The following is a 21727-nucleotide window of genomic DNA, read 5'->3' as shown; positions in this document are numbered from 1 at the left end:
AGTAAATACCTGTTTTTCGGCAAAATTTAGTTGATAATGATGTCGTAAGTAAGTATATATACGTTGAGTAGACAATTGCATCTTATTAGAAATAATTGGGGAAAAGCGAATCATTGTTCCGGTGGCAGACGTACAATCTGGCCCCAGAACTCGTATAGGCTCTTGAACGTATTGACTAAGTCGTTGTAACTCGATGGCTTTACGATGTAGGAATTTGCCCCGAAACGATACGCATTTTTAATGTCTTCGGGAACAGAAGAGGTACTCATGACAATAACCGGCAGAAAACAGGCGTGAGCGTGTTTCCGAATATATTGCAAAAGCTCAGGCCCACCGCCAGGACGGAGATTCCAGTCGAGTAAGAGCAAATCAGGCAACTTCTGCTTGGTATCAAGCCGATGGAGCAATTCAGATTCTGTACTTACATTTTCCCATTGAACCCTGGCTCCCGCTTCTTCAAAGGCTTCCTGCACCAGGAATCGGTCATCTGCATCGTCGTCTGCTAATAGGATATGTAAGATAGAAGTCTCATTCATGACACCAACGCACTTAGTAGTATTCAGGCATACGAATACCTTTTCTAAAGGACTAGAAGCAAAAAAAACATTCCTTGATAAAAACTGAGTAAAGCTGGGAACGAAGTAAGATTTTTTTCACTATTTCGAAGCGAAGCTTTCAGACTGACTACGGATTTAGTGGAAGGGATTTCCCAACCATTTCTGTAAAGTCCTGTATAATCACTCGTTTAACTAGCATGAACCGGCCTTCATCCACTGAGTATCCTGCTTCGAGCCAGATGGCTCATTACATCTCACTAGTACCCGAATCTAAGGTACTGGAGGTATTACACCGTCAGTACGAAGAAGTTCGGCACCGCTATGAATCGTTGCTGGTACCGGAGCAGGCAGACTTTCGCTATGCCGAAGAGAAATGGAGTATCAAAGAAGTGTTGGGCCACCTGATTGATACCGAGCGTATTTTTTCTTACCGGGCTCTGGTAATTGCTCGGGGAGAAACCCAGAAACTACCGGGTTTTGAACAGGATGAATACATGGCCGTAGCTCAGTTTAGCAGACAGCCTCTGGAAGATTTACTGCAGCAGTATCAATTTTTACGCAAAAGCAATCTGCTGCTATTCCGTAGTTTCAGTGAGGAGGATCTATCCCGAATGGGTACCAGCAGTGGTTCCCCTTTGTCGAGCCGAGCCCTGATTTTTATGATTGCCGGGCACGAACGGCACCATTTGAATATTTTAACCGAACGTTATCAATTGGGATAGTTTTCTACGGAAAGAAACCTGTTAAAAATTGACGTATACCCTGGCCATGAGTACAATTCAACACGTTACTTCTTTTCTGGAAAAATGGGCTCCCCTGGCTTATCAGGAAAGCTACGACAATGCGGGTCTGATCGTTGGCGATCCACAGCAGGAAGTAAAAAATATTCTGGTAACCCTGGACTGCACGGAAGCCATCGTAGAGGAAGCCCTGCAGCGAGACTGTAACCTGATCATTGCCCATCATCCCATTGTTTTCAAGGGATTGAAACAGCTGAATGGGAAAAATTACGTCGAACGGACCGTCATCAAAGCCTTGAAAAACGACATTGCTCTCTACGCCATTCATACCAATCTGGATAGTGTGAAAGGAGGCGTAAACGATCGGATCGCTCAACAACTCGGCCTGTCGTCAGTGCGTATACTGGCTCCCAAACGGCAGATACTCGAAAAGCTTACCACCTTCGTTCCTGTGGAGCAAACCTCGCAGGTCCTGGAGGCTCTCCATGCCGCCGGAGCCGGTCAGATCGGGGAGTATAAAAACTGCTCGTTCCGGACGCTGGGTACGGGCACCTTCACGCCAACGGGATCAGCAGACCCTTTTCTGGGAAAATTAAATCAGCCCGAAGAAGCGGAAGAATACCGGATCGAAGTGATTTTCCCGGCTCATCTGGAAGGGCGTATGTTACAGGCTCTGCGACAGGCCCATCCTTACGAAGAAGTGGCTTACTATCTGCACCAGCTCGAAAATAGTAATCAGGAAGTGGGTTCCGGAGTGATCGGTATATTACCTGGACCCCTCTCTGAAAACGATTGGCTAGCGTATCTGAAAAGCCGGATGAACCTGAAAGTAATTCGTCATACGGAGCTGCGGAACAAAACCGTACAAAAAATTGCTATCTGTGGTGGATCGGGCAGTTTTCTGCTGAAAGATGCGTTACGGCAACAGGCGGACGTTTTCGTAACCGCTGATTTCAAATACCACGAGTTCTTCGATGCCGAAAAGCAGCTAATGATTTGTGATATTGGGCATTACGAAAGCGAAGTTTTCACGAAAGAGCTATTAAGTGAGCGTCTAACGGAAAATTTTCCTAATTTTGCGACACTTTTATCTAAAACTGACACCAATCCGGTTCACTATTTCGTGTAAGTTCTACAGTTTTTTCTTAAATGGGCTGAATGTCAGCCCGGTTGTTAAGTAAAAGCTGGAAACGATAGATTCGAAACTCTCATTCATGGAAGCAACGGTAGCTCAAAAACTCGATTTTCTCCTCCAATTACAGGCCATAGATTCTCAGTTAGACGAAATCAAAAAAATTCGCGGGGATTTGCCTGAAGAAGTTCGGGATCTTGAGGATGATATCGCCGGGTTTGAAACCCGTATCAAACGTCATAAAGATACCATCGACACGCTTGATTCCGAAATCCACGGCTATCGTCAGGCCAAGCGTGACGCTGAAAAACTGATTGTTAAGTATAAAGATCAGCAAAATAACGTCCGCAATAACCGGGAATTCGATGCCATCAACAAAGAGATCGAATTTCAGGAACTGGAAATGAAACTGGCGGATAAGCGTACGGCTGAAGCCAGCGAAAAAGTGCGTCTGAAAGAAGAAGAAATTCGTCATACGCAACAATTACTGGAAGAACGTCGCAAAGATCTTGACGCGAAACGTAAAGAACTGGACATCATTCTGGGAGAAAGCCAGGAAGATGAAAAGAAACTCAATGACCAACGTGACAAACAGGCACTGAAAGTGGAGGATCGTTTACGTTTGGCTTATCAGCGTATCCGTGACAACTCTTCGAACGGACTGGCCGTTGTAACGGTTCGTCGGGCGGCGTGTAGCGGTTGTTTCAACGTCGTACCTCCCCAACGTCAGGCCGACATTCGGGAGCAGAAGAAAATCATCATCTGTGAACATTGCGGTCGGATTCTGGCGGACGTCGAAGACGCTCCTGTTACGGTTGCTACAACTTCACGGCGGTAATTTTACTTTACAGCAACACCAATTTGAACGAACCCGTCGAATTTTCGACGGGTTTTTTTGTACCAGCTTGAGCCCATTCTTCCATGAAACGAATCTTATTTCTTCTACTTTTCCTTCCAGGCTTTAGTCAGGCAGCCGATTTTGAATGGACGCCTCGTGTACAGCAGGCCTACCTGGACATTTTCAAACTCAAACTGAACAAAGGTCGGCAGGAACTGGCTCCCGAACTGAAAACGAACGGGGTAGCCCTGTATTTGGATGATTATGCCGATATGTTGTCGCTGCTGCTCACGGAAGATCGGAAGGCGTACGAAAGCATGGAAAAAAACGGTGAGAAACGCCTGCAACAGCTGGAGGATATGGACGAAGATTCACCCTGGAATCGCTGTCTGCGGGCTGAAATTCGCTTACACTGGGCCTTTGTAAAAATCAAATTCGGCAAGGAAGTGCCGGGAGCCTGGGATATTATCAAAGCGTACAAGCTGCTGGATGAAAACGCCCGAAAATTCCCGCAGTTACGTACAATAAAAAAGCCCTGGGGATGCTGCACGTGCTGATCGGATCGACGCCCGAGAGCTACCGCTGGGTAACCAAGCTGCTGGGATTGCGAGGGAATATTCAGCAGGGGTTGCAGGAAATCCACGCCGTGACGCAGAAAGAACCCTTGTTTCGAACAGAAGCTCAACTGATTGAATACCTCATGCAGGGGTATGTACTGCGATTGAGTGGTCGCGAAGTGACGGATTTCCAGAAATACCTGACTCAGAACAGTGATAACTTACTGATTCAGTTTTTTGGCAATTCCATTCTGATGAAAGAGGGACACGGGGAAGCCGCATTGGCCCTGGCTCAAAATCGTCCCAACTCACCGGAATACTTGGATATACCTTTTTTCGACTACCATATCGGTGAGATCCTCTTACAAAAAGGCCAGTACGCTCACGCAATTGCCGCTTTTCAGCAATTTCTGAAACAGCATCCTGCCGGAAATTTCGTTAAAGACGCGACCTATAAACAGTACCTCTGCTATGCTCTGGCGGGTGATGAAGCCAAAGCCCGAACCCAGTATGAGCGGGTGAAAACGATAGGGCAGGCCCATAATGAAGCCGACAAATCGGCTCAAAAAGCTTGTAATGCCGCGTACCAGCCTTTGATCGATACGCAAAAACTGGTACTCAAAGCTCGTTTTGCCGGTGACGGCGGCTATTATGAAACGGCTTTACAAAACCTCAAGAATACCTCAGAAGCTCAGTTTTCGCAGCCCTACTACCGAACGGAGTACAATTATCGCAAAGCCCGTATTTACCACAAGATGAATGATTTCGTAACGGCTATTCCTTTATATGAACGGGCTATTGCTCTGGGCGAAGGACAAAACTGGCATTTTGCTCCGTCCTCCTGTCTGCAATTAGGATACATTTTTCAGTTACGCAACGATAAGGCCAAAGCCAAAAGTTATTTCGAGAAAGCCATTAGCTTCAAAAAACACGAATACAAAAATTCCGTGGATGGAAAAGCCAAGGCCGCTCTCACTGAAATGGGCTATTAACGGATTTACGAAACCGGTTGTACAGCATCTTTGATCAGAAAGTGATTTACATTTCCCCTTCTACGCCCAGACCAAACAGGGCAAAATCATACTTGACCGGATCGCTCGGATCGAAGCGACGCAGGTGATCCGTTAACTCCAGAGCGGCCTGCCAGTCGGTATTGGGTCGCTGCAATAAGCCTAGCTTTCGAGCTACCCGTTCTACGTGTACATCGCAGGGACAGACGAGTGCTGCCGGTGACAAACGATTCCAGATTCCGAAGTCTACGCCATTCGCATCTTTCCGGACCATCCAGCGGAGAAACATATTGAGGCGTTTGCACGACGATTTACGGGCGGGCGTGGCCACGTGTTTACGCGTACGGGCCGGAGCATCTTCCAGACCAAAAAACACTTCATGAAAACGGACCAAAGCCTGTTCGGCTGGGAAAGCCGGGTGCCGCTCGGGCTGGGGTAGGGCAAGCGATGCGGGTACGAAAGCCTCTTCCAGGGACGCGTGTTCTGCGTAAAACTGCTGGAAAAAGTGCAGGAAGTAGAGGGTATCCGTAGCGTTAAATGTACGGTGTTTGAAGTGTAGAAAAGGCTTCAGATCAAGGGGTTGATGATTCCGGACGAAATCATACGGAGCCCCGTCCATGAGCCGAATCAGCTCGTTACACTTGTTGATAATCGTCTTCCGCTGACCCCAGGCCAGTACCGCCGCCCAGAATCCCATAATTTCAATATCCTGTTGCTGCGAAAACTGATGCGGAATACTGATGGGATCGTTCGGTATAAAATTCGGTTGGTTGTATTGCTGTACTTTGCTTTCGAGTAAGTCGTATAACCAGTCTGCGGAATGGGTTTTTTCAAAAAGTGCCATACTGCAAAGGTCAGCAAACAATCGCTGATTCCATACCGTTTGCTAGGAAGAGTAAGGAGAAGCTTTGAAACTTGATCAGTCGAGGAGGAGCGACAGTATAATTTCAATCATGCGTCGGTCACTAGCGGACAGTCTTTATCGAAAACATTCCCTTACGCAACCGTCAATCCAAAACTAGACAACCCACATTCATTACGCCGCTATGCCTGAATTACCCGAAGTCGAAACCTACCGACGTTATTTCGAAGCAACCTGCCTCTTCCAGCCACTGGCTGATATTCAGGTAGAAGATACCAAACTCCTGACGACTGATTACGACGTGCTGGTAGCAGCCTTACGCGGCAGGCAGTTCATCGCAACGCAACGCGTCGGTAAAAACCTGTTCGTTGAAACGGACGGCGGTTTCTTTGTGCACTTTCATTTTGGGATGACGGGTGATCTGGCCTACTATCAGTACGATCAGGAGCAACCCCGCTTTGCCCGAATCATCTTTTACTTTCAAAATGGTTATCGGCTTGCGTTCATCTGTCCCCGAAAATTTGAGCGAATTGGGTTAGTGGACGATGTAAAAGCATACCTGCTGAAAAAGCGAATTGCGGCGGATGCACTGGCTATTACTCCGGAAGAACTGGGTCAGACACTGGCCCGTAAAAAAGCCCTGATCAAACCCGTACTGCTGGATCAGTCGGTAGTGGCGGGGATTGGCAACTGGATTGTCGATGAAGTACTGTTTCAGGCTCGGATTCATCCCGAACGGCTGGCTTCCTCGCTGACGAGCTTGGAAGTACAGGCCTTACACGGAGCTATTCAGAAAGTATTATTAACCGCTATTCAATACGAAGCGAACTACGCCCTGTTTCCGCAGGATTTCATCATTCATGCCCGCGAATGGGCCTTATCGCCGTACCCGGATCAAGGGCAGCATCTGCTTTGCCCACGCTGTCAGCAAATGCTCCAGATCAAACGGGTGGGAGGGCGTACTACTTACTTCTGTCCCGTAGATCAGCCCCCTGTTCCCGTCGCTTTGGGTTGAAATTTGGCTTGTGTAAGGTCTGATTTCCAGCAACTAGGGCCACTGTCTGGTTAATTTATTAAATTTTTTAAAAATACGGGTTTGTCAGGTGGGGAGTACAAGCTTGTCAGGGAAAAGCTATATTTTTGTTGCGTTAACTAAGCCTCCTTCTATAACATGCTGCCCGAAACAGACACGTTGTTAGCTACGCCGACGCTGAACCAGCCCATCGCCTTCGAACGGATTCCTACGCAGATTTATGCTGATTCCAATGACGCATCAGCGGCGGTTGCCCGTGAAATCGCCGAAATCATTCGTTCCAAACAATTACAGGGAAAACCTGCTGTATTAGGTTTGGCTACGGGATCATCGCCTAAAAAAGTGTATGCGGAGCTTATCCGTATTCACCGGGAAGAGCGGCTCAGCTTTTACAACGTCATTACGTTCAACCTGGATGAATACTATCCCATGCAGCCCGACGGCTTACAGAGCTACGTTCGGTTCATGCAGGAGCAGCTGTTTAACCACATTGACATCCCTAAAGACAATTATTTTATTCCCGATGGCACCCTGTCACCGGCTCAGATTCCGGCTTTCTGCCAGGAATACGAACGTCGGATTGATGAACTAGGCGGTCTGGATTTTCAATTATTAGGCATTGGCCGGAATGGTCACGTTGGTTTCAACGAGCCGGGTTCACATGTGAATTCCCGCACTCGCCTGATGACGCTCGATTTAACGACCCGTATTGATGCGGCTCTGGATTTCGGCGGTCTGGCTAACGTTCCTAAAAAAGCTATTACGCTGGGTATTAACCAGATCATGAAAGCCAAGCGGGTAATTCTGCTGGCCTGGGGTGAGCACAAAGCTCCCATGATTCATGAGGCAATCGAAGGCCCCGTGACGGATCAGGTACCGGCGAGTTATCTGCAGGGACATCCCAACGTACAGTTCGTTCTTGATGAATCGGCTGCCGCTGAACTGACCCGCCGCAAAATGCCCTGGCTGGTAGAAGAGGTGATCTGGAATAAAACCATGATCAAAAAGGCCGTTACGCACCTGGCTCTTGCCCTGAATAAACCCATTCTGAAACTGACCAACCGTGATTACAACGACAACGGTCTTTCGGATTTGCTGGCTCAGGTAGGACAGGCGTACGATCTGAATATCGATGTATTCAATCAGTTACAACATACCATTACGGGCTGGCCGGGTGGAAAACCCAACGCCGACGATACGAATCGTCCGGAACGGGCTGAACCGGCTCGCAAACGTTGTCTGATCTTCAGTCCGCACCCCGACGACGATATTATCTCGATGGGTGGTACGTTCCAGCGACTCGTGGATCAGGGACACGATGTACACGTGGGTTATCAGACGTCGGGCAACATTGCCGTAGCTGATGACGAAGCCCTGCGTTTTATTGACTTCGTAGTCGATTACAACCGTCACTTTGGTATTGAAAGCCCCGAAGCTGAGCGAATTTTCAAAGATGCTGCCGAATACCTGCGTACCAAGAAGGATTCGGATGTGGATACCCCTGAAGTTCGTCACGTAAAGGGACTGATTCGGGAAGGTGAAGCTAAAGCAACGTGCCGCTTTGTGGGCAATGGTGTGGAGAATGCTCACTTCATGAAAATGCCTTTCTACGAGACGGGTAAAGTACAAAAGAACCCACTGGGCGAAGAAGACATCCAGATTGTAATGGATTTGATTCGGGAAATCAAACCGCATCAAATTTACGCCGCGGGTGATCTGGCCGATCCGCATGGTACGCACAAAGTGTGTCTGGATGCGGTCATGGAAGCCGTTCGCCGTCTGAAAGACGAAGCCTTCATGAAAGATTGCTGGGTTTGGCTGTACAAAGGTGCCTGGGATGAATGGGCAATTGACCTGATCGAAATGGCCGTACCCATGTCGCCGGATCAGGTGATGAAAAAGCGTCAGGGAATCTTTAAACATCAGTCCCAAAAAGACGGTGTGGTATACCAGGGTACCGACTCGCGTGAGTTCTGGCAACGGGCCGAAGAGCGGAACCAGGCAACGGCGAATTTATACAACAAATTGGGGCTTGCGGAGTACCAGGCTGTGGAAGCTTTTGTACGCTGGAAGTTCTAAGTTAAGCTTACCAAAAATCAACGCGACGACACCCTTAGGGGTTTCGTCGCGTTTTTTATTGGTTTGGTCCAAGGTCGTAAAACCAGTGGAGCGGTTATTTCGTAAGAAACTACGACAGTAGTTTAATTTTTGTACCGCCATTACATATCGATCCACTGTAAGCTATGACCGGAATTTTTATTGTTGCCGCCATTTTTTTTGTCGTCAGTTACCTGATTTTTCTGACCTGGGTATTGACTAAAACCAAGCGTAAGTGCGAATGCCGTGACTGCAAAACGTCTATCCATATCGAACGAACCAATCGTCCGGAGGTAGTAAAAAAGCTAGCGGGTTTTATTGCCTTAAAATATTACCGGTGCCGCCACTGTTCGTCCACGTTCTACCTGTTTGAAAGTGTCCCCGACAATGAACCCGTACGAATGAAAACGCGTCGGTCGACTTCGGCCCCCGTCACCAGTATGTAAAATATGTTCTGCGTATATAAAAAGCGGCAAGCCTTTCCACCAAAAAGGCTTGCCGCTTTTTCGTAAATACTGCATAGCTTCCTAATTTACGGGCTAGCAGTCAATCGAAGCGGATTCTTCGACCTTTCTGTACCTTTATATCTCTTCCGCTGGGCCTGTTAATGGGTAATCTAACCATTTGAATGCATGGAAAATATAGAAATCATTGTCTTACTACTATTTGGCGTGACGTTCCTGACGGTCGTGAGTGCTCGTAGGAATTTTCCGCTTCCGATTGCTCTGATCATTGTGGGTTTACTGATTAGCTTTATTCCGGGCCTACCCGTCATTATTCTGGATCCTGAACTGGTCTTTTTTGTCTTTCTGCCGCCGCTACTTTACGAAGCCGCCTGGAAGGCCAGCTGGCACGAATTCAAAGCCAATATTCGACCCATCACCATGGCTGCCGTTGGTCTGGTCGTCTTTACAACCTTGTGCGTCGGCTGGGCCGTACACAGCCTCATCGATGGGATTAGCTGGGCCGAAGCGTTCTTACTGGGTGCTATCGTGTCACCGCCCGATGCTGTAGCCGCTACCTCGGTTACGAAAGGATTGGGCCTGAGTCCGAGGATTATCAGTATTCTCGAAGGAGAAAGTTTGCTCAATGATGCCAGCGGATTGATTGTATATCGTTACGCGTTGGCGGCCATTCTTACCGGGGCGTTCAATATTTGGGAAGCCGGCTACCAATTCCTGCTGGTAGTCGGTATCGGGGTAGGGGTTGGATTGGGCATTGGTTATACGCTGTACCTGATTCACAGAAAATTCGTAACGGAAGCACTGGCCGATGTCTCTCTTACCTTTTTAACGCCCTTTGCTTCGTATTTGTTAGCTGAGCACTTTCACGGTTCAGGCGTACTGGCTGTAGTAACTACGGGTCTGTATTTGTCTTATCGTTCGGCGGATATGTTCACGACCGATTCGCGGGTACAGACTTATGCCGTGTGGGAATTTGTGGGTTTTATTCTGAATGGATTAATTTTCATTCTATTGGGCTTACAAATGAAAATGGTACTGGCAGACCTGGATTCGCTGACCACGCACGGAATCTGGGTACTGATTGGTTATGGTCTGGTGGTAAGTATAGTGGTGATTCTAGTGCGATTTATCTGGCTCACGCCCGCCGCCATTTTGCCCCGCCAGCTTTTTAACCGACATAACGAACGCGAACTCTTTGATCGGCGTAATCTGGTGGTCATTGGCTGGTCGGGTATGCGGGGAGTCGTATCGATGGCTATTGCTTTGTCCATTCCCCTTACGTTGCCTAATGGAGATCTGTTCCCTAACCGGAATCTGATTATTTTTCTGACGTTCTGCGTGATTATTGTAACACTGGTGGCTCAGGGCCTAACTTTACCCTGGGTGATCCGTAAACTGAAAATGCCCCGATACTCCATTCTGGCCGAGGAATACGAAGTACGCAGTCGGGTACTAAGTGCGGTTATGACGCATATTGAGGAGAACATGAGTGGCGTGGATGACGTGGTGCTCAAACGCATCAAGAGCAGCTACCAAAATCGGTTTGAACGCTTGCAACATACGGAGCTTCCCCTACCTGAGAAAGAGCAGAAATTTGCTGAAACGCCGGCTTTGCGGATTTTTAACCTGTTTTCCCGGGTACAATTAGAAGTGATCGAGGTAGAGCGTAGTATTCTTCAGCAATTACACCGCGAGGGTAAAAGCAACGAAGAGGTACTCCGGAAAATCGAATCGGAACTGGATATTGAAGAAACCCGTCTTCAAATTGAGTTGGTGAAATAGCTTAGGGATTCCAATCAATTGCAAAGGTAAGAAGCCAGGGTTTTCGCCCTGGCTTCTTACCTTTGAACCCCGCAAAGGCTCGCCTGGATCAGGGCATCAGAAGTACCGCATTTGGCCCACCTTTCCCGTACCCTTATCAAGTTCGTACCGTAGAAAAAACTGCCAGATCGTACTTTCCTGCGTACTGAAACTGAAATCGCCGCTGTGAGGAGCGTTAAAATCGTAACTGGCTCCGACCCGGAAACGATCGCCGAGTTGTACTTCCGCCGTTCCTAAAATGCCATCTCTGCCGCCCAGGGTCTGAAGTGTACTCTGGTACCAGACGCCAACCCCTACGTTTTTATACCAGAACGTCGCATTGACATCCGCTTTCGTTTGAAAGCCAAGGCCGGGATTCTGGCCGCGTACCAGCGTGGCCGCTTTTAATTTCCATTCTTCCGTCAGCGAGAATACGTAGCCAGCCGTCAGGAAGATTGGTTTAGCCGTAGAGTAATAGTGCGTTTGATTTACTAAATTCTGAGTCGACAGCCCCACGTAGTACACGGGCGTTTTGTACTGAACACCGAAGCCCAAAGTGAAGGGATACGCATTATTGCCCACAAAATTGTTAGGGAGTACGACTTGCGTAATCCCCATTTGTACGCCCGCCGAAAGAATTTCGTTTTCGGAGATCCGGTGCCGATACGCGGCCGTCCCGTAGAAGCCCACGGAAGCTACCGAATACGGATCACGGAAGGCCTGGAAACCAAGAGCCCAGTTTTCACCCACCGGACTATCCACCGTGAAATACTGCGAACTATACGTGTTTTGGAACTGTACCGAACGACGTCGGTTAAGAAAGGTCATGCTGGTTACATCACGCGTACCCGCGTATGCTGGATTAATGGCCAGTTGACTGAAGGGATAGCTACTGTAGGTGCCTTCCATTTGGGCCGAAGCCATCTGACAGACCAGTAGGAAGATCAAAAATAGAAGTGATCGCATCGTTGGTTAGGTGAGTATGGAAAGCGAAAGTAAGGAAGGCAAGCGAGAAATACAGAATCGTCTTTCGAAGAAGTAGACAACGCAGGCGTACTTTATTCCCGTTGGTGCACCGAATGTGCGGATTCATCCGAATAAGGTGGTAAAGAAACAGCGAGAAGAGAAATTTTGCCGCTTCAACGCTCAATCAATTCATGCCATGAAATCGTATGCATTTGTACTGTTTTTGTTTGTAACTACTCTGTTCTCCTGTAGTCGCTGGGAGGACGTCGGCCCGTATGACGAAACCACCGCGGAATACGGCCTAACGAATTTCGATCGTCTTCGGATGGGTAACGCCTTTAAGGTACGGGTCGTACGGGGAAACACGTACCGAATTGTTGCCCGAGGTCATCGCAGCGACGTTCAGGATCTGAGCGTGAAGAAGGTGAATGACAATCTGGAGATTAATTACAACCATTGGACTCGCAATCGGAAACATCCGATGGAAATCGAAATCACAATGCCAGCTTTGGAGAAGGTCGAGTTTTCGGGAGCTGTCAACGCCCGCGTCTGGGGCTTTGAGGACGAAGAGGATTTGGAAGTGGAGCTTTCGGGGGCGTCGGAACTAGCGTTTACGGGTCATACCGAACGCCTGCAGGCCGATCTTTCGGGAGCCAGTCGCCTCGATCTGGAAGGTACTACCGAACAACTCGACGTTGAATGCTCCGGAGCCTCTAAACTTCGAGCCTATCAGTACCCCAGCAAACAGGCCAAAATTGATTTGTCCGGAGCCAGTGAAGCCCAGCTTTCGGTAACGGAACAGCTCATAGGTAAGGCCAGTGGAGCCAGTTCCTTACGCTATCGGGGTAATCCTCGTACTAATCTGGATCTGTCCGGGGGTAGTACGGTTTCGCAGGATAAATAGTCCTTCAAAACAAAAATTTAAAATTTATACGAAGCCTTTGCAACGCCGTACCGACTTCTGCGGTATTGGGTTGCAAAGGCTTCGGCTTTTCAAACGTCGAGAAAACCAGCGGACTCATCGCTGGATCTGGGTTTTCGGCCTCCGAAAACAGGATTATGACAAAATCACTGGCGGTATTGAGGACATGACCACTCCGTTTACGATACGAATTTCAGAAGCCCGACGAATGCTGCTACAGGCCGTATTCTGGTGCCTGTTTGTGTTTTGGCCGCTGCTTTTCCGTTCGCATACCGTCCACGTACCCCGGTTTCATCAACCGCCCGACCCCGTGTACATGGCAGCTTTAAACGGACTGGCCGTACTCTTCTTTTACCTGAATACCCGCATTCTGATTCCCCGGTTTCTGGAGAAAAAGGGCTGAGTATGTATCTGCTGGTGGTGGCGGCATGTGGACTGGTGATGGTCCTGCTTTCGCTGGAACTGCGTTCACTGGCGTTCAGGGCCGATTTGACCGACGTCCGCTTCATCACCGGGACGATCTTTCCCGTACTATTCATTTTTTCGCTAAGCACCACGTACAAGGTCCTGAATGATTTTCATCGGAGGCAGCAGCTGGAAAAGGAACGGGAAAACGAGCGACTGAAGTCCGAACTGAGTTTCCTGCGTTCGCAGATCAGTCCGCATTTTCTGTTTAATATCCTTAATAGCATCGTCTCGCTGGCCCGTTTCAAGCCTGAGTCCGTAGAGCCCGCTACCATTCAGCTGGCGGAACTGATGCGGTACATGCTGTACGAATCGGACGAAGCCAAAGTGCCGATGGATCAGGAAATCCGGTACCTGCGGAGTTACATCGATCTGCAAACCTTGCGGCTGGGAAAGAAAGTACAGATTGACCTGGATCTGGGAGCCGTTGCCGGTAATTATTCCATCGAGCCCATGTTACTGATTCCCTTCGTGGAAAATGCGTTCAAGCACGGAATTGGAATGATTTCCCGCCCGGCCATTCAGTTACAGCTGCACGTTCGCGAGCGAATGCTGTATTTTCTGGTAAAAATAAAGTCAGTATGCAACCCGACGACCCTAAAGATCATCATTCGGGTATCGGGTTGAAAAACGTTGAACGTCGGCTCAACCTGCTGTATCCCAATCATGACCTTCAGATTCGGGAAAACGAGGGTTGGTACGCCGTTCAGTTAACCCTTGAATTGTCATGAACAAAATTCGCTGCGTAGCCGTGGACGACGAGCCGCTGGCCCTGGAGTTACTGGCCGATAACATTCGGAAAGTGCCCTATCTGGAACTGGTTGCCACCTGTGAAGATGCCCTGGAAACGCTGGAAGTACTCCAGAAAGAAGCCATCGATCTGGTGTTTATGGACATTCAGATGCCCGGACTGACGGGGACCCAGTTTTTGAAATCGCTGCAACAGCGGCCACAGGTCATTTTTGTAACGGCCTATGAACAGTACGCCCTGGAAGGTTTCAACCTCAGCGTGCTGGACTATTTGCTTAAACCGGTACCGCTGACGCGATTTTTGCAGGCGGCCGAAAAGGCCAAGGATTATTTCGCCCGCACCCCCAGTACAGGGCCGTCGCAGGAGGAACATTTTTTCGTACACGCCGATTATTCACTGGTGAAAATTCAGATTCCTACCATTCTGTACATTGAAGGACTGAAAGATTACGTAAAGATTCATACCACTGTACACGCCCGCCCGGTCATTACCCGGATGACGCTCAAGAATCTGGAAGAGCTACTGCCGTCGCCGGCTTTTCTGCGGGTACATCGCTCGTACATTGTGGCTACCGAGCGGGTTGATGCCATACGTAAACTGAAACTCACCGTTGCTGGAAACAGTATACCCATGAGTGAACAGTACGTACCACAGATTTACGAAACCTTGCAGGTGAGTAAACACGCGTAGCCAGAAAATATTGCTAAGATTCGTTTCGGGCATACACGATAGGCGGGCGACAGGCCGTTAGTAATGAAGTTCTTTTAAACGAACAGCGGCTTTTCGGGTGATTTTCCGAAAAATAAAGCGAAAAATCGGAATGATTTCAGGATTTAAATAATTGGGGAATAGGAAGGGAAATACGGCTTTGAATCGCGAAGACTGCGGTTTTTATCGTTGAAATCAGGGTTTTTCGGAAAAAGCACCTGAACGAGGACGGTGAAAAAGCTTCGCGTTTGGTTCAGCTTTTCGACTAGCCATTTTATTTCCTAGAAATAGACCTCTATTTTTGCGTTTTTATTGGGCAGAAAAGCTGGTACGCCAACCGAAACTACCCCAACAAGAATCAGACGTAAGCAGTCATTTTAAATAATTCCGGATCAGAACATGGAAGGTCATTTTGAATACGGACGACAAACAGACCTCCACGGATTCATTAATCAAACTTTATTCTCATACCGCTAATCATTCATGAAACGGTTTGAATTTTCTATGATGTCTCTTTTTTCAAATCCCACCTCTGTGCGTAGTACTTCTCGCGGATTCCGGTCAATGAACCGTTCCTTAATTGCCATTGCCGGTCTGGCTGTCCTGGGCTTTTCCTGCAAGGATAGCAACAACGATGAAAGCGTGATGGGCAACTGGAAGGCTGAATCTCCTTTCGAAGGCGTAGCCCGTAGTGGTGCTGCCAGCTTTGTAATTGATACAGCCGCCTATATATCAACAGGTTCGGATAACAATAACAACCGCTTGGCTGATTTATGGGAGTACAATGGACGTACCTGGACCCAGAAAGCTAATTTCCCCGGTGCCGGTCGGACGGGTGCTAGTGGCTTTGCCGTTGCGGGCAAAGGTTACGTAGGCTTAGGCCAGCTGCAGGGTGGTGTATATGTGAAGGATTTCTATTCGTATGATCCAACGGCCAATAAATGGACCAAGATTGCGGATTATATGGGAACGGGCCGTGTAGGAACGGTTTCCTTTAGCGTCAATAACAAAGGCTACGTAGGAACGGGTTTCGACGGTAATAACCTGAACGACTTATATTCTTACAATCCGACTGCGGCAGCCTGGACCAAAGAAAACAGTTTCCCGGGTGCCAAACGTGAAGGTGCGGTAGCCATGGTAATCAACAACCTCGTTTACGTGGGTACGGGTACGGGTAATGCTCAGACCTTACGTGACTGGTGGGAATTCAATCCCTCCAATGGAATCTGGACTCAGAAGAAAGATTTCACGACGGACCAGTCAGCCATCATGCGTAGTTATGCCAGCTCCTTTGTTATCAATAACCGGGGTTATTTGTTAATGGGTGTTACGAGCACTAATGATACAAAAATATGGAGCTATGATGCGGCTACGGATACCTGGTCGTCTGATTTAGATTATAGTAACTCTAATAATAAATTCAGAGTCACTCCTAGTGGCCGTTCACGGGCGGTAAGCTTCAGCATGAAAAACTTAGGATACATTGCGACGGGTGCTGCTTCTACAACCCGATTAGACGATATCTATTCCTTTAATCCTGCTGCTGCTCGCGAAGTAGTTGAGTAGGACTAAAGTAAAGCTATGCGTAACAAACGTATCTGGTGGTTGTTGGGAATACTCCTTTTGGTGGCAGGCGTATACTATTGGCGAATGACGTATGCCTATGAAGTACGCGTGTTTGAAACCGCAAAAGGATGGGGGTATCAGATCGAACAGGGAGGAAAGCCCTTTATTCACCAGCCAATGATTCCGGGTATCGTGGGAGAGAAGGGTTTTGCCAACGCTGAGCAGGCCCGAAAGGCGGGAGATCTGGTGGTTGAAAAAATCAGCAACCGCCAATTACCTCCTTCACTTACGGTCGAAGAATTAAAAGGCATTGGCGTAGAAGTACCTTAAGGAATTAGAACGGGAGCGGGATCAAATGCCCGCTCCCTGTTTATTCGATATAACTATTCAATGAAGAATTGGAAAACCTGGCTTTCGTTAGGCTTTATAGCAAGCGGGCTTTATTCGTTAGGCGGATGCCAGAAGGGAGATCTGACACTGGGCTCCGAAATCATTCCGAATGAAAACCTGTCCGTAGTCATGGTCGATACCTTTACGGTAAAACTATCTACGGTAGCGGTAAGCGATTCAGCTGTTACTTCGGCTGATTCCAGTGTATATGTAGGTCGCTGGACAGATGCCAATACCGGTACGCAGGACTTCGTCGCGTTTATGAGTCCTACCTATGTTAGTAGTACGCTGAATACGCGGTCGGGAGCCCGGTACGATTCGCTGGTGCTGGTACTGCCCTTGTCTTTGTCCTACGGAGATAGTGTACAGACGTTCAAGATTAGTACGCATCAAACCACTACACCACTAGTATCGACCCTTGCCTATTACAATACCAACACTTCGGTTCAGTACCAATCCAAACCGTTGGCTCAGGCAAGTTTTGCTCCGGGGCGGGGGACAACACCCAGTGTTCGGCAGCGTTTTTCGGATACCTTAGGCGTGCAGTTGTTTAATGCCTTACAAAACAATACAATCAACAGCAGCGAGACCTTGCATAATCTGTTGCCAGGTGTGGCTTTGAAAGGATCTTCGAAGGGAAACGTGATCGTAGGGCTTAGCGTACCCCGAAGCTATTTACGGGTGTACTTTCACGATGATAACCTGTTGACGCCCACGGCTGAATCCGTTGATATTCCTTTTACGTTCATGCATTATAGCCGTTATTCGAGCAATTTCAACGGAACGCCGCTGGCTAACTTAAAACCGGGACCAACGTCTGTGAATAGCACCCTGACCAATAACATGGCGTATATCACGCAGAGTGGTCCGCTCCGTACCCGCGTTGAATTTCCCTATCTGACCGAAACCCTGGAACCGTACTTTACCTTACTGGGTGTAAACCGGGCGGAATTGGTATTCGATCCTATTCGTACGGATGTTCGCGATAACACAAACCCGCCTTCTACGCTGGTGCTGTATAAGACGAATGCCGTTAACGACATTCTAACCAATCAGCCCGTGGAAAATGTGCAGGGCATCGGAACGCCCGTATCGGCTACGTATGTGAGCGACAATAGCGGCTGGGCACTGAAGGATCACTATACCTTTAATGTGACCAACTACTTTAATCTGATTTTGAAAAGGAAGGTCCAGAATGCACCCCTGGTTCTGACGCCGCCCGTAGGAGCTGTTCAGTATCTGAACTTCTCACGAACGGCTCTGGGAAATCGAAATTATACGTCGGATCGGGTAAGGCTTCGTTTATACTTTACGCAATCCAACTAAGAAAATCCCCGGCTTCAGCTGGGGATTTTTGTTTTCCAACGGTAGGACTTATGCCCCGGTTATCACAAAAAGGGCAAATTCAGCCATTTCCCGAGCATCTTTGCAGCGTTAAACAAGCCTTGAATACAGTTTGTCGTTTTTAAGCCATAAACGACAGGTCTTCAATTCTACCCTATGAAACATTTTCTTCTTATCTGGCTGCTGGGCGTCCTGCTGCTACCGAACGCCCGGGGGCAATCCAATGAAAAAGCAACCATTTCCGGTTACATTAAAGATGCTGCCAACGGCGAAGGACTCATCGGCGTTTCGGTATTTGTGAAAGAAAAGAGTACCGGTACCACTACCAACACCTACGGTTTTTACTCCATTACGCTGCCGAAAGGCAAGTACACGCTGGTTTACACGTACGTTGGTTATCAGCGTCAGGAAAAGCAGGTGGACCTGACCACGCAGGACGTGAAACTGGACCTTGAACTCAAAGACGAGGGCGTGCAGTTGCAGGACGTCGTGATCCGAAGTCAGGGCGAAGACGAGAACGTAAAATCGGTTGAAATGTCCGTCAATAAAGTGGACATCAAAACGATTCGCCAAATGCCCGCTCTACTCGGTGAAGTCGATCTGGTTCGCAGTATTCAGTTGTTACCCGGCGTATCGACCGTGGGCGAGGGAGCTTCCGGGTTCAACGTACGGGGCGGCGACGTGGGCCAGAACCTGATCCTGCTGGATGAGGCACCCGTTTACAACGCTTCGCATTTATTCGGCTTTTTCTCCGTTTTTAATCCCGATGCAGTCAAAGACGTCAAGCTCGTGAAGGGAGGAATCCCGGCTAATTACGGCGGACGTATTTCTTCCATTCTCGACGTTCGAATGAAGGAGGGGAATGCAAAGAAAGAGGAGATTAATGCAGGTATCGGGTTGATCTTCAGTCGGCTTTCGTACGAGCGACCCGTATTTAAGGGCAAAGGTTCGTTTATCGTCGCGGGCCGTCGGTCCTACGCCGATGTACTCGCCAAACCGTTCCTGACGGGCGATTTGAAAGGAACGATCTTCAACTTTTACGATCTCACGGCGAAGGCCAATTACCAGATTAATGCGAATAACACGGTATACCTGTCGGGATATTTCGGACGGGATAATTTTGGTAGTAAACAGTTTGGATTCAACTGGGGCAACGGAACGGTTTCGGGACGGTGGAATCACATCTTCAGTAACCGCCTGTTCCTGAATCTTACGGGTTACTACTCCAATTACAAGTACTCCCTTGGTACTGGCGACGATCCCAAAGACGCTTTTCAATGGAATTCTCAAATTAAAAACCTGAGTGGGAAAGCAGATTTTACGTACTTCCTCACGCCCGACAATCAGATTACATTCGGTGGGCAGTATATTCATTATAATTCTGCTCCCGGAAAAGCCTTTGGTATTTCAGCGGGTCAGCGGACGGATATTAGTCTGGAAGGACGGTACGGGGACGAATCGGCCCTGTACGTGGCGAACGAACAGCGGCTGGGCAGTCGGGTTACATTACAGTATGGTCTGCGGTATTCGTTGTTCCGGAGTCTGGCTCCAGGTGATCTGATTACCTACGAACCCACAGTACCCGGGGAGCGGCTGGAACCGCAATTGCCCGGTCGTCGCGTTGAAAGTGGCGTGCTGAAAACCTACGGTAACTGGGAACCGCGTTTTTCGGCTAAAATTGAAGTTTCGCCCCGCTCTTCAATTAAGCTGAGTTATAACCGGATGGCTCAGTACCTGCACCTGCTCTCGAATACGGCTGCTTCTTCGCCGCTTGACGTCTGGACCCTATCGTCGAGCAACATCAAGCCCGAATTAGCCGACCAGGTTGCATTAGGCTGGTTCCAGAATTTCAAAAACAACGCCTACGAATTTAGTATTGAAGGCTATTACAAAAACCTGGAAAACCAGATCGATTACGTGCGTCGTTCCGATCTGTTACTCAATCGTTTTCTGGAAGGAGATTTGCTCTACGGAAAAGGCCGGGCGTACGGAGCGGAGTTTTACCTGAAGAAAAATCAGGGTAAACTCACGGGCTGGGTCAGTTATACGCTGGCTCGTACGGAGCGGCAGGTGGAAGGCATCAACAAGAACAATTGGTTTCCCACCCGCTTCGATAAAACGCACAACCTGACGGCGGTTGGTCTTTATCAGCTTAACCAGCGATGGTCCTTCTCGGCCAACTTCGCGGCTTCTTCGGGAACGCCTGCGACATATCCAACGGACCGTTTTGAGATTGATGGTATTGCCGTGGGTGATAATTATTTCGATACCCGGAACGCCAACCGGATTCCCTGGTACCATCGCCTGGATTTAGCGGTAACACAGAAAATTCGTAAAAAGCTGTTTGGCAAAGGAGAAGCCGAGTGGGTGTACTCGATTTATAACGTTTACGGACGGCGAAATCCATTCTCCGTGTATGCCCGGCAAAATGGGGACAACAGCTTGCAAACCGAAGCTATTCGTTTTGCCGTGCTGGGTTCGCTGGTGCCATCGATCACCTACAACGTAAAGTTTTAAACGCATTCGAAGTATTCGCTATAAACGTATGAAATCCTTTCCCTTATACCTTTTACTCGCCCTGAGCAGCTTGCTCATGTCCTGCGAGGATGTGATTGACCTGCGTACGCAAACGGGTCCCACCCGTCTGGTGGTCGAAGGCTGGATTAACGATGACGCTACGCCACAAACCATTCGGCTGACGCTTTCCCAAAATTATTTTAACAACAACCGGGCTTTGCCCGCGACGGGAGCGACGGTAACTGTTTCCGATGATCTGGGAAAGACCTACCGTTTTGTGGATGAAAAACAGGACGGTAACTACGTCTGGAAACCAGCGGCTTCCGAGAAGATGGGCCGATTGGGCGGAAAATATACGTTGAACGTTGCTTACGCCAGCGAAACCTATCAGGCCGAAACGGAAATTAAACGGGTACCGACCATCGATTCGCTGACCTATTACTACGATAAGCCAACGTTTGTAGCGGATGACAGTCCGAAAGAAGGCTATGTAGCGGAATTTTACGCCCGCGACTTTACCGGAGCCGGTGATTGTTACTGGATCAAAACCTACAAAAATGGCCAGCGGTACGACCGATCGGCCCGCGACCTGTCGATTGCCTACGACGCCGGATTTAGTCCCGGAGCGGCTACGGATGGGCTTATCTTTCTGTTACCCGTTCGGCGTTCGATCAACTCCGACCGACTCTTCCAGGAAAATGATTCCATTCGGGTAGAGTTGCTCAGTATCACCCAGTCTACGTACAGCTTCATCCGGGCGGTACGGGAAGAGTCCAGTAACCAGGGGCTGTTTGCTACGGCCCCGTCAAACGTACCGACTAATATTCTTAATACGCGTACGGATGGTCCCAGAGCACTGGGTTGGTTCGGTGGTTCGTCGATTAGCCGGTTTAGTACGGTATTCCGCAAGGAAAATGCCCGTCCGAAACCTTAAGTCGGTACAGGTACCCGTTGCTACGAAAAGAAAAAGCTTTCCAGTTTCGCTGGAAAGCTTTTTCTTTTGGGTTG

Annotated in this window: 21 protein-coding genes; 18 read left to right on the top strand and 3 right to left on the bottom strand. The window is 48.6% G+C overall.

Going from position 1 to position 21727, the window contains the following annotated elements; genetic code table 11:
* Nucleotides 1-110: 110 nt before the first annotated feature.
* A complete protein-coding gene (locus BWI93_RS20010) occupies nucleotides 111-536 on the bottom strand; it encodes a response regulator (RefSeq protein WP_094814573.1) in 426 nt (141 codons plus the stop codon).
* 218 nt (nucleotides 537-754) lie between these two features.
* Here BWI93_RS20010 and BWI93_RS20005 point away from each other — a divergent pair, with 218 nt between their 5' ends.
* The 5 genes from BWI93_RS20005 to BWI93_RS19985 all read left to right on the top strand — a co-directional run bounded on the left by BWI93_RS20005 (nucleotide 755) and on the right by BWI93_RS19985 (nucleotide 4816).
* Nucleotides 755-1279 (top strand): DinB family protein, encoded by a 525-nt coding sequence (locus BWI93_RS20005; RefSeq protein WP_094814571.1) that lies wholly within the window; start codon nucleotides 755-757, stop codon nucleotides 1277-1279.
* Between the two features lie 46 nt (nucleotides 1280-1325).
* Nucleotides 1326-2426, top strand: coding sequence for a Nif3-like dinuclear metal center hexameric protein (locus BWI93_RS20000; protein WP_094814603.1), 1101 nt, complete (start codon nucleotides 1326-1328; stop codon nucleotides 2424-2426).
* 85 nt (nucleotides 2427-2511) lie between these two features.
* Entirely contained in the window at nucleotides 2512-3267 is a 756-nt protein-coding gene (locus BWI93_RS19995; protein ID WP_094814569.1) for a zinc ribbon domain-containing protein, read from the top strand.
* A gap of 83 nt (nucleotides 3268-3350) precedes the next feature.
* Nucleotides 3351-3824, top strand: coding sequence for a hypothetical protein (locus BWI93_RS19990; protein ID WP_094814567.1), 474 nt, complete (start codon nucleotides 3351-3353; stop codon nucleotides 3822-3824).
* Nucleotides 3809-4816 (top strand): lipopolysaccharide assembly protein LapB, encoded by a 1008-nt coding sequence (locus BWI93_RS19985; RefSeq protein WP_094814565.1) that lies wholly within the window; start codon nucleotides 3809-3811, stop codon nucleotides 4814-4816. The genes BWI93_RS19990 and BWI93_RS19985 overlap by 16 nt, the downstream gene beginning before the upstream one ends.
* A 46-nt stretch (nucleotides 4817-4862) precedes the next feature.
* Here the strand turns inward: BWI93_RS19985 and BWI93_RS19980 are convergent, their stop codons facing one another.
* Nucleotides 4863-5678, bottom strand: coding sequence for a TIGR02757 family protein (locus BWI93_RS19980; RefSeq protein ID WP_094814563.1), 816 nt, complete (start codon nucleotides 5676-5678; stop codon nucleotides 4863-4865).
* Between the two features lie 202 nt (nucleotides 5679-5880).
* On the opposite strand from BWI93_RS19980, the gene BWI93_RS19975 reads away from it, so the two are divergent.
* The 4 genes from BWI93_RS19975 to BWI93_RS19960 all read left to right on the top strand — a co-directional run bounded on the left by BWI93_RS19975 (nucleotide 5881) and on the right by BWI93_RS19960 (nucleotide 11072).
* Nucleotides 5881-6711: an Fpg/Nei family DNA glycosylase gene (locus BWI93_RS19975; protein ID WP_094814561.1), complete on the top strand. Its 831-nt coding sequence runs from the start codon at nucleotides 5881-5883 to the stop codon at nucleotides 6709-6711.
* Between the two features lie 156 nt (nucleotides 6712-6867).
* On the top strand, nucleotides 6868-8808 hold the full coding sequence (gene nagB, locus BWI93_RS19970; RefSeq protein ID WP_094814559.1) for a glucosamine-6-phosphate deaminase: 1941 nt from the start codon (nucleotides 6868-6870) through the stop codon (nucleotides 8806-8808).
* Nucleotides 8809-8972: 164 nt separating this feature from the next.
* Nucleotides 8973-9272, top strand: coding sequence for a hypothetical protein (locus tag BWI93_RS19965; protein ID WP_094814557.1), 300 nt, complete (start codon nucleotides 8973-8975; stop codon nucleotides 9270-9272).
* 186 nt (nucleotides 9273-9458) lie between these two features.
* Nucleotides 9459-11072, top strand: coding sequence for a Na+/H+ antiporter (locus BWI93_RS19960; protein ID WP_094814555.1), 1614 nt, complete (start codon nucleotides 9459-9461; stop codon nucleotides 11070-11072).
* 96 nt (nucleotides 11073-11168) lie between these two features.
* On the opposite strand, the gene BWI93_RS19955 is transcribed toward BWI93_RS19960, so the two are convergent.
* A complete protein-coding gene (locus tag BWI93_RS19955) occupies nucleotides 11169-12056 on the bottom strand; it encodes a PorP/SprF family type IX secretion system membrane protein (protein WP_094814553.1) in 888 nt (295 codons plus the stop codon).
* A gap of 196 nt (nucleotides 12057-12252) precedes the next feature.
* On the opposite strand from BWI93_RS19955, the gene BWI93_RS19950 reads away from it, so the two are divergent.
* The 9 genes from BWI93_RS19950 to BWI93_RS19910 all read left to right on the top strand — a co-directional run bounded on the left by BWI93_RS19950 (nucleotide 12253) and on the right by BWI93_RS19910 (nucleotide 21653).
* Nucleotides 12253-12960: a head GIN domain-containing protein gene (locus BWI93_RS19950; protein ID WP_094814551.1), complete on the top strand. Its 708-nt coding sequence runs from the start codon at nucleotides 12253-12255 to the stop codon at nucleotides 12958-12960.
* 37 nt (nucleotides 12961-12997) lie between these two features.
* Entirely contained in the window at nucleotides 12998-13381 is a 384-nt protein-coding gene (locus BWI93_RS19945) for a hypothetical protein (RefSeq protein WP_094814549.1), read from the top strand.
* A 2-nt stretch (nucleotides 13382-13383) separates the two neighbouring features.
* Nucleotides 13384-14070 (top strand): sensor histidine kinase, encoded by a 687-nt coding sequence (locus BWI93_RS19940; RefSeq protein ID WP_094814547.1) that lies wholly within the window; start codon nucleotides 13384-13386, stop codon nucleotides 14068-14070.
* 100 nt (nucleotides 14071-14170) lie between these two features.
* Nucleotides 14171-14884 carry a LytTR family DNA-binding domain-containing protein gene (locus tag BWI93_RS19935; RefSeq protein ID WP_094814545.1) on the top strand — a complete coding sequence of 238 codons (714 nt, stop codon included), beginning with the start codon at nucleotides 14171-14173 and terminating at the stop codon, nucleotides 14882-14884.
* Nucleotides 14885-15466: 582 nt separating this feature from the next.
* Nucleotides 15467-16468, top strand: a complete 1002-nt coding sequence (locus tag BWI93_RS19930) for a galactose oxidase (protein WP_141217540.1) — start codon at nucleotides 15467-15469, stop codon at nucleotides 16466-16468.
* 15 nt (nucleotides 16469-16483) lie between these two features.
* The gene (locus BWI93_RS19925; RefSeq protein ID WP_094814541.1) at nucleotides 16484-16798 is read left to right on the top strand and encodes a DUF4907 domain-containing protein; all 315 of its coding nucleotides are present in this window, start codon (nucleotides 16484-16486) and stop codon (nucleotides 16796-16798) included.
* 60 nt (nucleotides 16799-16858) lie between these two features.
* Nucleotides 16859-18184, top strand: a complete 1326-nt coding sequence (locus BWI93_RS19920) for a DUF4270 family protein (protein WP_094814539.1) — start codon at nucleotides 16859-16861, stop codon at nucleotides 18182-18184.
* 174 nt (nucleotides 18185-18358) lie between these two features.
* On the top strand, nucleotides 18359-20719 hold the full coding sequence (locus tag BWI93_RS19915) for a TonB-dependent receptor (protein ID WP_094814537.1): 2361 nt from the start codon (nucleotides 18359-18361) through the stop codon (nucleotides 20717-20719).
* Nucleotides 20720-20747: 28 nt separating this feature from the next.
* Nucleotides 20748-21653 (top strand): DUF4249 domain-containing protein, encoded by a 906-nt coding sequence (locus tag BWI93_RS19910; RefSeq protein WP_094814535.1) that lies wholly within the window; start codon nucleotides 20748-20750, stop codon nucleotides 21651-21653.
* Nucleotides 21654-21727 lie beyond the last annotated feature (74 nt).

It is taken from the genome of Siphonobacter sp. BAB-5385 (assembly GCF_002261125.1).
Lineage (GTDB): Bacteria > Bacteroidota > Bacteroidia > Cytophagales > Spirosomataceae > Siphonobacter.
Note: the sequence above shows the minus strand (reverse complement) of the source record. Positions and strands in the feature narration are given on the sequence as shown.

Bases quoted from the DNA above. Each gene is read 5' to 3' on its own strand.
- BWI93_RS19955 (WP_094814553.1), bottom strand. From the start codon at position 12,056: ATGCGATCACTTCTATTTTTGATCTTCCTACTGGTCTGTCAGATGGCT.
- BWI93_RS19950 (WP_094814551.1), top strand. From the start codon at position 12,253: ATGAAATCGTATGCATTTGTACTGTTTTTGTTTGTAACTACTCTGTTC.
- BWI93_RS20005 (WP_094814571.1), top strand. From the start codon at position 755: ATGAACCGGCCTTCATCCACTGAGTATCCTGCTTCGAGCCAGATGGCT.
- BWI93_RS19920 (WP_094814539.1), top strand. From the start codon at position 16,859: ATGAAGAATTGGAAAACCTGGCTTTCGTTAGGCTTTATAGCAAGCGGG.
- BWI93_RS19990 (WP_094814567.1), top strand. From the start codon at position 3,351: ATGAAACGAATCTTATTTCTTCTACTTTTCCTTCCAGGCTTTAGTCAG.
- BWI93_RS20010 (WP_094814573.1), bottom strand. From the start codon at position 536: ATGAATGAGACTTCTATCTTACATATCCTATTAGCAGACGACGATGCA.
- nagB (WP_094814559.1), top strand. From the start codon at position 6,868: ATGCTGCCCGAAACAGACACGTTGTTAGCTACGCCGACGCTGAACCAG.
- BWI93_RS19925 (WP_094814541.1), top strand. From the start codon at position 16,484: ATGCGTAACAAACGTATCTGGTGGTTGTTGGGAATACTCCTTTTGGTG.
- BWI93_RS19965 (WP_094814557.1), top strand. From the start codon at position 8,973: ATGACCGGAATTTTTATTGTTGCCGCCATTTTTTTTGTCGTCAGTTAC.
- BWI93_RS20000 (WP_094814603.1), top strand. From the start codon at position 1,326: ATGAGTACAATTCAACACGTTACTTCTTTTCTGGAAAAATGGGCTCCC.
- BWI93_RS19940 (WP_094814547.1), top strand. From the start codon at position 13,384: ATGTATCTGCTGGTGGTGGCGGCATGTGGACTGGTGATGGTCCTGCTT.
- BWI93_RS19995 (WP_094814569.1), top strand. From the start codon at position 2,512: ATGGAAGCAACGGTAGCTCAAAAACTCGATTTTCTCCTCCAATTACAG.
- BWI93_RS19960 (WP_094814555.1), top strand. From the start codon at position 9,459: ATGGAAAATATAGAAATCATTGTCTTACTACTATTTGGCGTGACGTTC.
- BWI93_RS19915 (WP_094814537.1), top strand. From the start codon at position 18,359: ATGAAACATTTTCTTCTTATCTGGCTGCTGGGCGTCCTGCTGCTACCG.
- BWI93_RS19935 (WP_094814545.1), top strand. From the start codon at position 14,171: ATGAACAAAATTCGCTGCGTAGCCGTGGACGACGAGCCGCTGGCCCTG.
- BWI93_RS19985 (WP_094814565.1), top strand. From the start codon at position 3,809: ATGCTGCACGTGCTGATCGGATCGACGCCCGAGAGCTACCGCTGGGTA.
- BWI93_RS19910 (WP_094814535.1), top strand. From the start codon at position 20,748: ATGAAATCCTTTCCCTTATACCTTTTACTCGCCCTGAGCAGCTTGCTC.
- BWI93_RS19980 (WP_094814563.1), bottom strand. From the start codon at position 5,678: ATGGCACTTTTTGAAAAAACCCATTCCGCAGACTGGTTATACGACTTA.
- BWI93_RS19930 (WP_141217540.1), top strand. From the start codon at position 15,467: ATGAACCGTTCCTTAATTGCCATTGCCGGTCTGGCTGTCCTGGGCTTT.
- BWI93_RS19975 (WP_094814561.1), top strand. From the start codon at position 5,881: ATGCCTGAATTACCCGAAGTCGAAACCTACCGACGTTATTTCGAAGCA.